Here is a 12,727-nt window from a genome sequence, read left to right as displayed (position 1 = left end):
GGACCCGGCGGCGTGTCGCGGCGCCACAGCAGGTCGCTGTGGATACGCCGGGGCCAGCCGGGCAGGGTCAGTTCCACCAGCTGCCCACGGTCATAGCGCTGTACCAGCGCGCGTGGAAGTTCGGCCCAGCCGATGCCGTCCTCGGCCATCTCCATCACCATCAGATAGTCGGTGGCGGTCCACGCCAGCCCGGTAGCCGCGCGGGCGTGGTCGACCTCTGCACTCAGTCGCACCTGCCGGTGCCGTGGCAGCTGGGCTGCCGCGCGGCGGCCGGCGTCGGCCAGCGGATGGTCGCGCGCCACGTAGATCGATAGTTCGCTGTGGTGGGCCAGCGGTCGGGCCACCAGGTCATCGGGATAGCGTTCCTGCCTGGGCAGCAGGCCCAGCGCGGCGCGGCCGCTGCTCACAAGCTCCAGCACGTCCTCGCCTTCGGCATCCAGCCATTCCAGCTCGATCTCCGGGAACGCCTCCGCAAACCGTTGCAGGACCCGCAGCTCCGGATCAAGCTGGTAGACATCGGAGAACACCACGGTCAGGCGCGCTTCGACCGGTGCGGCCAGGCGCACGCTCAACTGCTGAAGGCGCACATCGGCGGCGAGGATCTCCTGGGCATGCCCGAGCACCTGTCGGCCGGCTTCGGTCAGCTGCGGGTAGCGCCCGCTGCGATCGAACAGGCTCACGCCCAGGTCGGCTTCGAGGTGCGCGATGGCGGTGCTGACCGTTGACTGGGTCTTGCGCAGGCGGCGCGCCGCCGCCGAGAACGAGCCGAGCGCCGCGGCTTCCACGAAGGCCTGCAGGGATTCAGGAGAGTAGGGCATTGATCCATCGCTCTTGTCGATGGAATCCATTTTTATCCCACCGTAAAAGACGATGATACTGGCCGCCATCGCCCCTGTCTGTGGGGCGTTCCGGATTATCCACGCATGGCGTGGATCTACTGATGGCGGGGCGCGGTCCCCGCCCTGCAAGGAGTTTCACATGTCGCGCACTGTTCCCGCCCGTGGCGCGCTGGTCGCCTGGGCCTGCCTGACCGTGGCAATCGTCGCCGAAGTGGTCGGTACCTCGTTCATGGCCCATGCTGCCCGTGATGGCGGCTGGACCGGTTACCTGGTCATGGCTGGCGCGCTGGCGCTGTCCTATTACTTCCTGGCGCTGTCGGTGCGTCGCATCGCGGTCGGCGTGGCCTATGCGGTGTGGGAAGGCCTCGGCCTGACCCTGCTGACCGTGGTCGGCCTCACCGTGTTCGGCGAGAGCCTGTCGCTGCAGCAGCTGGCCGGCCTGGTGCTGGCGGTGGTCGGCATCGTCTGCGTCACCCTCGGGGAGGCGCACTGATGAACACCCTGGCCCTGTTTTTCGTGATCTGTTCGGCCTTGATCGACGTCGCCGCCAACATGATGGTGGCCAAGTCGGAAGGCTTCCGCCGCTGGCGCTGGGGTGTTGCGGCGATCGTCATGGTCTGGATCGCCTTCGCCCTGCTGGGCCAGGCGGTGCGCTACATGGACCTGGCCACCGCCTATGCGATGTGGGGTGCGATCGGTGTGATCGGTACCGCTACCTGCGGCCGCCTGCTGTTCGGCAACCGCCTGCGTCCGATCGGTTGGGTCGGCATCGCGCTGGTCACGTTCGCGGTGCTGCTGCTCAGTACCGCGAAGTAATGCGCCGCTGTGCGAACCAAGGTTGGCACCTGCCAGTGCTGAGCTGCTGTGCCAACCAAGGTTGGCACCTACCAGGACCACGGTTGGCAGCTACCAGCGCGTGAGCCGCCGCAAGCAAGCGCCCCGGGGAGGACCTCCCCGGGGCGCTGTCGTATCCGCAGGGCTCAGAAGCGTGCGGTGAAGTTCAGCCGCGTGGTGCGGCCCGGGCCCGGCATCAGGCTCATCGCCAGCGTGTCCATGTAGTAGGTGTCGCGCAGGTTGCTGACCACCAGTTCCACCTCGGCTTTCGGGGTGAACTGCCAGCGCGCGTAGAAGTCATAGATCGCGGTGGGCAGGTAGATGTTCTGCAGGCCGGTCGAACCGGTCGTGTTCCAGGGCTTGTCCAGTTCATGGGTGGGGCCACTGTTGTAGGTGCGGCGAATGCCGGTATCCAGGCGGCGGTCGAACAGGCGGAAGCCCAGCGTGCTGTGGATCGAGTACTTCGGCGGGTTCTGCGCGTTGACGAACGAGGTACCGAAGCCGCCGTCCACGCAGTCCGGCGTGGTATCCAGCTTGCTCCACTTGGCATACGGGTCTTCGCGCAGGCGCTTGGCGGTGGCCGCATCGCAGGTGCGTGCGCGCTGGTAGTAGCTGGCCGACAGGTCCAGGTAGGCAATGCCGGCGTCATAGCCCGACTGCAGCTCGTAGCCGGACACCGTGTAGTTGTCGACGTTGTCGACGTAGAACGCCCAGGTGCTGGAATCGAAGCGGCGGGTGATCGCGTTGTCGATATCGTTCTTGAACCAGGCCACCTTGAACGCCAGGCGGTCACCTTCGCGCCAGAGGTCCTGCTTGAGCAGGCTGAAGCCGATGTCCCAGGAGCGGTTCTTTTCCGGCTTCAGGTCGGCCACTGGCGCCGAGGTGCTGTTGCCCAGCGTCGATTCGAACAGGCTGGGCATCTTCCAGCCCTGCGCGTACTTCACGTAGAAGAACATGTCCGCATCGAGGTTGAAGCGGGCCTCGGCATACGGTGCGAAGCCGTGGCCGGAGCGGCGGATCGCCGGCTTGTAGCCCCACGCGGTGGGAATCTGCTTGGTGTAGAAGCCGTTGGCACCGCGCGGATCGGGAATGAAGCCATCGAAGTCGTAGGCCTGGCCCAGCGTGCTGTCGCCATAGGGCGTGGCGCGCAGCGAGTCATACGTGTAGTTGCCCTGTGCGTCCGGGTACCACTCCTTGTACCAGCCCGGCAGCAGCTGGCCGCCCTTGCTCAGGCGGGCGAAGGTGTAGCGCAGGTCGCGCGATTCGCTGACGAAGGCCACGCGGTTGCGGTCACGGGTGCGGTAGTCGATGAAGCGGCCGCCCGCGGTCAGCGACAGCCAGTCCCACGGCTGCCACTGCAGCGAGGCGACGACGCTGGCTTCGCGGCGTGTGCCCGATCGCAGGTAGCGGTTGTTGTTGTAGTCCACCGGCAGCACCGGTGAATTCGGCGCGGTGTCCTCATGCTGGAAGGCGGCACCGTAGCGCAGCGTCCACTCACCCAGATCGTTGCTGAAGCGGGTGGTGTTGCTGCTGTCCAGGCCCCAGCGCTGGGTCTTCACGTCCGACTGCAGGCCCGGGCCGTAGGTCTCGCCCAGCGTGTCGGGCATCGCGTCGCCCGGATAGTTCTTGAACAGCGGCGTGTTGGCGATGTTGCTGTTGAACATGCGGCTGGTGGCGGTGGTGAACCACAGGGTACTGCTCAGGTCCAGCCACGGGTGTGCCTCGGGCCGGTAGCGATGGCGCAGCGAGGTGGCGTTGACCCGCATCTTCCCCGGCTCGAACTGGAACATGGTGTTGGCCTTGTCCACGTAGGTCACCCATTCGTTGGACTCGCCCACGCGGCCGATCGCCGACGGCATGATTTCGCCGAAGCTGGAGTTGAAGAAGCGGTGGCTCAGCTCCAGCCGCTGGTCGGGGTCGGGTGTCCAGGTGAATTTCAGCAGTGCCGACTCGTTGTCGGTGTGCGTGTTGAGTACCTCGTCGCCCGGATGGAAGAGCTTGGACACCGCCTGGCTGGACATGCCGGTGCCGCCGCTGGACAAGTGCTGATTGTCGTAACGATGCGCATCGTTGCTGCCGGCGAAGAAGTTGCCCTGGCGGCGACGTGCATAGGCGGCCACCAGCTGCCAGTCTTCGCCGCGCTGGGCGAAGGCCACGCTGCCATTCCAGTCACGCGGGTCGCGCAGGCTGTTGCGGTTGTCGCTGCCACGCGCCACCTGCTTGAACACGCGCGTGCGGTCGATGCTGTTGTCGGCCACGCCGCCGCGCACGCGCAGGCCCCAGTCCTGCCCATCGTCGAGGATGTCATCGACGTTCAGCGTTTCCATGTAGACCACGCCGCCGATCGCGCTGGCGGCATTGGCGGCCAGGCTCGGTCCCTTCTCGATGCTGACCGCGCTGATCAGGTCCGGATCGAGGTAGCTGCGCTGCTGCACGCCGGCATAGCCGCGGTACACGTCGATGGCCTGCTGGCCGCCGTCGATGATCACCGGCACCCGGTTCTGGCCCTGCAGGCCGCGGATGTTGACGTCCAGCGCGCCGCCATTGCGGACGTCAGCGGTATGCACGCCGACCGCACCGGCCAGCACATCGCCGATCGACTGGCCGCGGAAGCGTTCCAGCTGCTGGCGGTCCAGGTGCACGCGCGAGCCGCTGTCACGGTAGACCGCATCGGCGTCGGCCAGGCCCCACGGCGAAGCGCCTTCGCTGGCCTGGCCAGCCACGCGCAGGGTGCCGATCTGGCGCACTCCTGCTTCAGCGTTGGGTGCCGCCTGCAGCACCACACCGCTGGCATCACGCTGGAAGGTCAGGCCGGTACCGGCCAGCAGCTGTGCCAATGCGGCATCGGCGTCGAGCGTGGCCTGTACGCCGTTGCTGTGGCGACCCCGGGTCAGGCGCGCATCGGCGGCGATGGACAGGCCGGACTGCTGGCCGAACGCGGTCAGGGCCTGGTCGAGCGCACCCGCCGGGATCTGCCAGCGCACGGATGCTTTGGTGTCCTGTGCATGGGCGGCGGCCGGCAACAGGCACGGGGTGGTCAGGGCCAGGCACAGCGCGATGGCCAGCGGGCGAGGGGAGGGGCAGGGCAGTTTCATGGGGGCGGCAACATCCGCAATGGGTTCCCTTGCTAGGCCCGGTGAGGACGCAGAAAGGGAACCGCTGTTTCAATACGGACGCATGACGGTCCACCACGGCCAGCGCTGCTCGATGCGGATCGGCAGGGCCCGGACCAACAGTTGCAGAGCCTGCAGGCTGTCCAGGCGTGGCAGTACGGCGGTGACGTTCAATGCGGCGAGCGCCGGATCACACCCGAGGTAACCGCGATGGTGGCGGGCGAGCTCGTCGATGACGCGGATCAGGGGCACGTCCTGCACCTGCAGTCGGCCCTCCTGCCAGTCGCCACGCAGCGGATCCGCATCGACCGTCGTCAGTCCGCCCATTGGACCGATCCGCATCGCCCCGCCTGCGGGTACGTCCTGCGCCGCGCCGAACAGCGGCAGGCAACGCACCGCGCCCTCGAACACATCCAGGCGACTGCCCTGCGCCTCACGGCCGACCGCGAAGCGGGTGCCGATCGGCTGCAGGCGCGCGCCCGGTACATGCACCGACAGCGGCAGATGGGCAAATGCGGGTAGATGCCCGGTCTGCAGCAGCAGTTCGCCGCGCAACAGGTGCAGGTTGCGGCGGCCGTTGCCGATGTCGATCGACACTTCACTGTCGGCGTTGAGCCACAGCCGGCTGCCATCGGCCAGGGTCCAGTGGCCTGTGTGTCCGGCGGCGGTGCGCTGCGTCTGCAGGCCGCGCTGCAGCTGCACGGCGTGCAGGCCGAGCAACGAGAAGGCGCCAAGGCCGAGGGCGCCGCCGAGGCCGCGCAGTGCCTGCCGCCGGCGACGGCCAGCAGCATCCAGCGCCCTCGCTGCCGCGGGCGCCGACAACGGTGCGAACGACTGCCAGACCGACTCGACCCGCTGCCAGGCGTCGGCGTGGCCGGCATCGGCGTGCAGCCATGCGCGCCAGCGCTGCTGGTCGCCGTCACTCCAGCCCTGCTGGCGCAGCGCGAACCATTCCGCAGCCTGCTCCAGCGCCGGGCTGGCCAGTGCGCTGCTCATGCCGTGGCGTCGCCGGACAAGCGCAGGCAATGCAGCATCGCCTGCGCCATGTACTTCTTGACCATGCGCTCGGACACGCCCAGTTGTTGGCCGATCTCCGCATAGCCGAATCCGGACAGTCGTGCCAGCAGGAAGGCACGCCGTGGTCGCTCGGCCAGGCCGGACAGCGTGTCGGCGATGGCATGCAGCAGCTGCAATGCCTGCGTGCGGTCTTCCGCAGACGGGTGCACCGGCTCCGGTTGCGCGGCCAGGGCGGCCAGATAGGCACGCTCCAGGTCGGCGCGCTGCCAGTGGTTGACCAGCAGCGCGTGCGCGATGGTGCTGAGGTAGGCACGCGGCAGGCGCAGCTCGGCCGGATCGACGTGACGGCTGAGCAGGCGCAGGAAGGTGTCCTGGGTCAGGTCGGCCGCGCAGTCTGCGTTGTGGGTGCGGCGGCGCAGCCAGCCCAGCAGCCAACCATGGTGTTCGCGGTAGAACCCCGCCAGCGCAGTGCTGGAGGCGGCGGGCACGGCCATCGGCATTGATCATTAATGAGAATGATTCCCATTATAGAGTGATCGTGCGTCACTCGACAAACCTTGTGCAGCCAGGGCGCGAGGAGGGTGGATTTGCGATGCGCCCCTGCGCTCGCCGACACTGCGGTCTTTCCACAAGGAGTGCCCGCATGTTCAGCCACATCACCGTTGGAACGAACGACATGGAGGCCGCGCACCGCTTCTATGAGGCCCTGTTCACCGCCCTGGGTGCGCGCCCGGGGGTGTTCGACGACAAGGGTCGCCTGGTGTACTTCAAGGACGGCCGGATGTTCATCGTCACCGCCCCCATCGACGGCGAGCCGGCGTGCCATGCCAACGGCGGCACCATCGGCTTCACCCTGGACAGTGCCGAGGCCGTGCGCGGCTGGCAGGACGCCGGCGTGGCCCATGGCGGCACCGCCATCGAAGACCCGGCCGGCATCCGCAACATGGCCGGCCGCCAGTTGTTCCTGGCCTACCTGCGCGACCCGGATGGCAACAAGCTGTGCGCGGTGCATGTGATGACCTGAAGCCAACGGCGGGATCGATCCGGTACTTCCGACCGATGCGGCGCTTCCGGCGCTGGGTAGAATCGGCCGCGCCCGCCACCGTGCGGCGGGCGCCGGATGAGATGGAACTCGATGACCCGACTGCTGCTTGTGGAAGACGATCTGAAGCTGGCCGGCCTGATCAGCCGCTACCTGCAACCGCACGGCTACCAGGTGCACTGCGTGCACGACGGTGGCCAGGCATGTGCAGCGGTCCAGTCACTGCAGCCGGACGTGGTGGTACTGGATCTGATGCTGCCCGGCCGTGATGGATTGCAGGTGTGCCGCGACCTGCGCGCGTTCTGCAACGTCCCGGTGCTGATGCTGACCGCCCGCGACAACGCGCTGGACCATGTGCTGGGCCTGGAATCCGGCGCCGATGACTATGTCATCAAGCCGGTGGAGCCACCGGTGCTGCTGGCACGGCTGCGCGCGCTGCTGCGGCGCCCGGCACAGGCGCAGGCCGATGACCAGCGGCTGCGCTTCGATACGCTGGACATCGACCGCCGCAGCCGCTCCGTGCAGCTGGGTGGGCAGCGCCTGGAGCTGACCACCGGCGAATTCGAGATGCTCTGGACGCTGGCCAGCCGCAGTGGCGAGGTGCTCAGCCGCGACGACCTGCTCAACAGCGTGCGCGGCATCGACTTCAACGGCCTGGACCGCAGCGTGGACATGTGCGTGAGCAAGCTACGGCGGAAGCTGCAGGACGATCCACGCGACCCGGCCCGGATCAAGACGGTGCGCGGCCAGGGCTACCTGTTCCTGCCGGCCGGGGCCTGACGTGCTGCGCTTCTTCCTGCGCCTGCTGGTGCTGGCCAGCATCGGATTCGGCGTGGCGCTGTGGACGGTGCCCCTGTTGCTGCAGGAGCGCTTCAGCAACGACGCCGACGCCTACTACCGTGATGCGGTACGCGGACCGTTGTTCACGCTGGGCGAGCTGCTGCAGGGCAGGGATGCCGCACAGCGCGAGGCCGAGCTGCAGCGCCTGGCGCCGCACTATGGGCCCGCGCTTGAGCTGCTGGCAGCCGATGCGGTGCGGCCGCGGGCCGAGGAACAGCGGGCCCTCGAGCAGTTCGGCCTCCTTGCCCGCAACGAGCAGCAGGACTTCTACCGGCTGCTGCCGGGACACGCCGGTGCACCCGCGCAATGGCTGCATCTGCGGCTGCCCAGTTCACCGCCGCTTGACCCGGCCTCGATCGCACTGGCGGTGCTGCTGCTGGTCTCGGTGTCGGCGGCGTTCCTGCTGGCGTGGGCCTGGCCGACCTGGCGCGACCTGCAACGGCTGGGCGCGGCCAGCATGCGCATGGGCGAGGGCGACCTCAACGCCCGCGCGCGCATCTCCGAGCGCTCCAGCGTGGCGCCGCTGGCCCGTCAGTTCAACCAGATGGGCGAACGCATTGCCAGCCTGGTCGCACGCCAGCGTGAGCTGACCAACGACGTCTCGCATGAGCTGCGCACGCCGATCGCCCGGCTGCAGTTCGAGCTGGATCTGCTGTCTGCCGAGACATGTGCAGACGCGCGCAGGCAGTTGCTGCAGGAGATGCGCGAAGACCTGCGCGGCCTGGACGAGCTGGTCGGCGAACTCCTGTTCGAGGCGCGGCTGGAACATGTAGGCCGGCGCCTGCAGCAGGAGCACGTGGATGCCCCTGAATGGCTGCAGGACCAGCTGCGCGTGATCAGCCGCGATGCGCAGGGCAGTGGCGTCACCTGCGAAGTGGTGGAGTGCGCGCCGCCACAGGTACAGCTGCACCCGCACTACATGGCGCGGGCCACCCTCAACCTGCTGCGCAACGCGCTGGCGCACGCGCGTTCGCGGGTGCGCCTGCAGCTGCAGCGGGACGGCGATCACTGGCAGCTGCGCGTCTGCGACGATGGCCCGGGTATCGCTGCCGCCGATCGTGAGCGCGTGTTCCAGCCCTTTACCCGGCTGGACCTCAGCCGCCAGCGCACGACCGGCGGTGTTGGTCTCGGCCTGGCAATGGTGGCCCGCATCGTGGCCTGCCACCACGGCAGCGTGCGGGTGGAGGACAGCGCCCTCGGCGGTGCCTCGTTCGTGATGCGCTGGCCGGTGGCCGCGCTGCACTGACAAAGCCTTACAAAGCGGATACCGCACGACGAGGATCGCGGTAGCGGCGTGATCCAGGCTGTGCATCGAAGTGGCCCCCGTACTTTTCCGGGTGATGCACGCTTTCGTGGACGCGCCCGCGTCCGCGTCATTCCCAGCCCACGTTGCGTGACGCGCCGGCCCCTGCCGGCGTGAGGGTGGCGTGCGGCTCCCGCCTGGAGTTGTCGCGTGGTCCCGTCTGTCCCTGCTGTCTTCCGAACCTCGTTGCTGGCGCGCCGCATGCGCTCCTGGACCAGCCTATTGATGCTCTTGCCGGCTCTGCCGGCGGCCGCCGAAGCCGGCCCATCCATCGGCCTGCAACTCGGTCATGGCCGTGGCGACTACCAGCGTGCAGGGTTGACCTGGGACAGTGGCCCGTTGTGGCGGCGCGAGCCGGCCTCGGGGCGTCCGTTGGAGCTGGCGATGGAGCTGGGCTTCGCGCGCTGGCAGGCCAGCGACCCGCAGCGCCAGCACGCCTGGCAGGCCAGTGCCATTCCGATGCTGCGCTGGTGGCCGAACGCCCGCCTGTTCGTTGAAGCGGGCATTGGCCCGACGCTGTTCGATACCACCCGTGTGGGCGGTCGTCGCATCAGTACCGCGTTCCAGTTTGGCGACCACCTGGGCATTGGCCTGCGCGTTGCGGAACACCACAGCCTGTCGCTGCGCTGTTCGCATTACTCCAATGCGAGCATCAAGAAGCCCAACCCGGGGCTGGACCTGCTGCAGCTCAGCTGGCGCGTGGAGTACTGAGCCATGCGCAGCCACCCCCCGCGATTGCATGCCGTGCGCAACCTGCATGCGATGCGTACGCCCACCCGACCTCTGGCATTCGCCGAGGCGCCCGCCCACACGGCGCAGGGAGGCTGATATGGCCGAGGCCTTGCTGGTGGAGGGTCGGCGAACCTGGTTGAAACAGCACATGGGGGAGCGGCGCAGGTTGGCACTGGCCGTGCTGGATGTGGTGGTGCGCCTGCTGGGCTTGCGCTGCCTGCGACCACCGCCGCGGCTGCGTGCCGGGCCGGCGTGCGAGCTGGAGCATCGTCGGTTGCGCGAACTGGCCGTACGCGGCGTGCCGGTACCGCGCGTACTGGGCCATGGTGAAGCCACGCTGCTGCTGGAGGACGGCGGGCCGAGCCTGGCGCGGCTGCTGCGTCGCGCCGGGCCAGCTGAAGCCGAGCGCCTGATGGGGCTTGCCGCCGGTGAGCTGCTGCGCGCGCACCTCGCCGGATGCTGTGTCGGCCAGCCGGTGGCCCGCAATATCGCGGTGGACACGCAGGGGTGCCTGCGCTTCCTCGATCTGGAAGAAGACCCGTTGCAGGTGATGGCGCTGGCCGAGGCGCAGGCGCGTGACTGGCTGCTGTTCACCAGTGGCACTGTGCGCCACGCCCGCCTGCCGCTTGGCGTGCTGGCTGCAGTGATCGGGCACTGCCTTCGCCAGTGCACCCCCGATGTGCAGCGGCAGGTACGTGGCGCGGTGTCCCGGTTGCGCTTCCTGCCAGCGTTGTGCAGATTCGCCGGGCGTCGCGCCCAAGGCCTCGGCGACAGCGTGCTGATCCTGCGTCGTGCGTTGGCCTGAGTGCGCCAGCGCCGACGCGCGTTTGGCGGAAGGGGCCACGTTGTGCGCGCCGCACGCGCCGGCAGGCGTGGCCGATGCAGCCGGGTCCGAGCGGGTGGATGCGCGCGCGTGATAGCACGGAATGGCGACCCCAGCCTGTGACGGCTGGCCGCTACTTCATGCTCTGTCCACTGCGGTTCAGCCAGAATCGTCCGGCTAATTCACTGATCTGCCGGAGAACGCCGCCCCATGGAAGCCCTGGAGCCGCAACAATCCCCGGTGCGCACCCTTCGGCCTGTGTTCGCCTTCGCGGCGATCGTTGTCGTGGCGTTCGCGCTGTTCGTCAGCCTGTTTCCGCTGGGCGCGGGCCGCCTGCTGGTCAAGGCCCAGGACTGGGCCGCGCTCAATGTCGGCTGGTACTACCTGCTGGCGATGACCTTGTACCTGGTATTCGTGGTCGGCGTGGCGCTTTCCAAGTATGGCGGCATCAAGCTTGGCGCCGACCATGACGAGCCCGAGTTCAGCTATCTGTCCTGGGCCGGCATGCTGTTCGCCGCGGGCATCAGCATCACCCTGTTCTTCTTCTGCGTTTCCGAACCATTGACCCACTACCTGCAACCGCCGCAGGGCGACCCGGCGGCGGGCGAGGCCGGTGCGCGCCAGGCCATGCAGTTGCTGTTCCTGCACTGGGGCCTGCATGGTTGGGGGGTGTTCGCGCTGGCGGCGATGGCGATGGCGTATTTCGCGTACCGCCACAACCTGCCGCTGGCACTGCGTTCGGCGCTGTACCCGCTGATCGGCAAGCGCATCAACGGCCCGATCGGCTACACCGTGGACGCGCTGGGCATCGTCGCCACCGTGTTCGGCATCGGCGCCGACATGGGCTTCGGCGTACTGCACCTCAATGCCGGCCTGTCGCATCTGTTCAACATCCCGCACTCCAACCTGGTGCAGATCATCCTGGTGGTCAGCATGATGGGCGCGGCGGTGGCCGTGGCTGTCTCGGGCGTGGAAAAGGGCGTGCGCTGGATGGCCAACATCAACATGCTGCTGGCGATCGCGCTGGTGCTGTTCATGCTGTGCGCCGGCCCCACGCAGTACCTGCTCAGCACCTTGATGCAGAACCTGGGCGACTACCTGGGCAGCGTGGTCGGCAAGAGCTTCGACGTGTACGCCTATGGCGGCCGCCCGGAGTGGCTGGGCGGCTGGACGGTGTTCTACTGGGCCTGGTGGATCGGCTGGGCGCCGTTCGTCGGCCTGTTCATCGCGCGCATCTCGCGTGGCCGCACCATCCGCGAATTCGTGTTCGGCGTGTTGCTGATACCGCTCGGTTTCACCCTGGCATGGCTGTCGATCTTCGGCAACAGCGCGCTGGACCAGGTGCTGCACCACGGCCAGCAACAGCTGGCGCAGCTGGCCGTGGATGATCCACCGACGGTGCTCTATGCGCTGCTGGATGGCTACCCATGGAGCCGCACGGTGATTGCGGTGACGGTGCTGGTCAGCTTCATCTTCTTCGTCACTTCGGCCGACTCGGGGGCAGTAGTGCTGTCCACGCTGTCCTCGCATGGCGGTGCGCCGGAGGATGACGGCCCGCGCTGGCTGCGTGTGTTCTGGGGCACGGTGATCGCGGTGCTGACCGCCGGCCTGCTGCTGGCCGGCAGTATCGATGCGCTGAAATCGGCGGTGGTGCTGGCGTCGCTGCCGTTCTCGGCGGTGCTGTTGCTGATGATGTGGGGCCTGACCCGCGCCTTCAGTGACGAATCGCACCGCAAGCGCGCGCTGCAGTACCGTCCCTCGCCGCTGATCGGCGATGACCGCCACCACCAGGGCTGGCGCCAGCGCCTGAGCCAGGCGATGCACTTCCCGGTGCGCGACCAGGTCTACCGCTTCATGGATGACACGGTGAAGCCGGCGATGGAAGCGGTGGCCGAGCAGCTGCGCGGGCAGGGCTGGGATGTGGCCACCCGTTTCGAAGCCGGCGACATGGAGCTGTCGGTCAACCACGGCGAGCAGCAAGACTTCCTGTACCGGGTGATCCTCAGCGGCTACCTGACCCCGTCGTTCGCCGCGCAGCAGCTGCGCAACCAGCGCTACTACCGCGCCGAGGTGCATCTGTTCGAGGGCAGCCAGGACTACGACCTGGTCGGCTACAGCCGCAAGCAGATCATCAACGACATCATCAGCCAGTACGAACGGCACCTGCAGTTCCTGCACCTGAGC

The 12,727-nt window shown here is 68.0% G+C and carries 12 protein-coding genes; 8 read left to right on the top strand and 4 right to left on the bottom strand.

The window, feature by feature from the left end; genetic code table 11:
• On the bottom strand, positions 1 to 818 hold an 818-nt coding region (locus N7590_RS20465; protein WP_279935844.1), incomplete at its 3' end, for a LysR family transcriptional regulator.
• A 160-nt stretch (positions 819 to 978) separates the two neighbouring features.
• Here N7590_RS20465 and N7590_RS20460 point away from each other — a divergent pair.
• Both N7590_RS20460 and N7590_RS20455 read left to right on the top strand, forming a co-directional pair.
• Positions 979 to 1,332: an SMR family transporter gene (locus tag N7590_RS20460; RefSeq protein ID WP_006450325.1), complete on the top strand. Its 354-nt coding sequence runs from the start codon at positions 979 to 981 to the stop codon at positions 1,330 to 1,332.
• Positions 1,332 to 1,655, top strand: a complete 324-nt coding sequence (locus tag N7590_RS20455; RefSeq protein WP_053512188.1) for an SMR family transporter — start codon at positions 1,332 to 1,334, stop codon at positions 1,653 to 1,655. Before N7590_RS20460 ends, N7590_RS20455 begins: the two co-directional genes overlap by 1 nt.
• Positions 1,656 to 1,819: 164 nt before the next feature.
• Here the strand turns inward: N7590_RS20455 and N7590_RS20450 are convergent, their stop codons facing one another.
• The 3 genes from N7590_RS20450 to N7590_RS20440 all read right to left on the bottom strand — a co-directional run bounded on the left by N7590_RS20450 (position 1,820) and on the right by N7590_RS20440 (position 6,297).
• Entirely contained in the window at positions 1,820 to 4,768 is a 2,949-nt protein-coding gene (locus tag N7590_RS20450; protein WP_164240369.1) for a TonB-dependent receptor, read from the bottom strand.
• Positions 4,769 to 4,837: 69 nt separating this feature from the next.
• Entirely contained in the window at positions 4,838 to 5,782 is a 945-nt protein-coding gene (locus N7590_RS20445; RefSeq protein WP_053511504.1) for a FecR domain-containing protein, read from the bottom strand.
• A complete protein-coding gene (locus N7590_RS20440) occupies positions 5,779 to 6,297 on the bottom strand; it encodes a sigma-70 family RNA polymerase sigma factor (RefSeq protein WP_164240367.1) in 519 nt (172 codons plus the stop codon). The genes N7590_RS20445 and N7590_RS20440 overlap by 4 nt, the downstream gene beginning before the upstream one ends.
• A gap of 149 nt (positions 6,298 to 6,446) precedes the next feature.
• Here N7590_RS20440 and N7590_RS20435 point away from each other — a divergent pair, with 149 nt between their 5' ends.
• The 6 genes from N7590_RS20435 to betT form a co-directional block, all read left to right on the top strand.
• Positions 6,447 to 6,827, top strand: coding sequence for a VOC family protein (locus N7590_RS20435; RefSeq protein WP_053511503.1), 381 nt, complete (start codon positions 6,447 to 6,449; stop codon positions 6,825 to 6,827).
• Between the two features lie 111 nt (positions 6,828 to 6,938).
• Positions 6,939 to 7,625, top strand: a complete 687-nt coding sequence (locus tag N7590_RS20430) for a winged helix-turn-helix domain-containing protein (protein WP_154582920.1) — start codon at positions 6,939 to 6,941, stop codon at positions 7,623 to 7,625.
• A gap of 1 nt (position 7,626) precedes the next feature.
• The gene (locus N7590_RS20425; RefSeq protein WP_164240365.1) at positions 7,627 to 8,931 is read left to right on the top strand and encodes an ATP-binding protein; all 1,305 of its coding nucleotides are present in this window, start codon (positions 7,627 to 7,629) and stop codon (positions 8,929 to 8,931) included.
• Positions 8,932 to 9,213: 282 nt separating this feature from the next.
• Positions 9,214 to 9,699 (top strand): acyloxyacyl hydrolase, encoded by a 486-nt coding sequence (locus tag N7590_RS20420; protein ID WP_164240363.1) that lies wholly within the window; start codon positions 9,214 to 9,216, stop codon positions 9,697 to 9,699.
• Positions 9,700 to 9,817: 118 nt separating this feature from the next.
• Positions 9,818 to 10,525: a serine/threonine protein phosphatase gene (locus tag N7590_RS20415; protein ID WP_164240362.1), complete on the top strand. Its 708-nt coding sequence runs from the start codon at positions 9,818 to 9,820 to the stop codon at positions 10,523 to 10,525.
• Positions 10,526 to 10,753: 228 nt separating this feature from the next.
• The coding region (betT, locus tag N7590_RS20410; protein ID WP_279935843.1) for a choline BCCT transporter BetT at positions 10,754 to 12,727 on the top strand (1,974 nt) is incomplete at its 3' end.

This window comes from Stenotrophomonas sp. GD04024 (assembly GCF_029837545.1).
Taxonomy (GTDB): Bacteria; Pseudomonadota; Gammaproteobacteria; order Xanthomonadales; family Xanthomonadaceae; genus Stenotrophomonas; species Stenotrophomonas forensis.
Note: the sequence above shows the minus strand (reverse complement) of the source record. Positions and strands in the feature narration are given on the sequence as shown.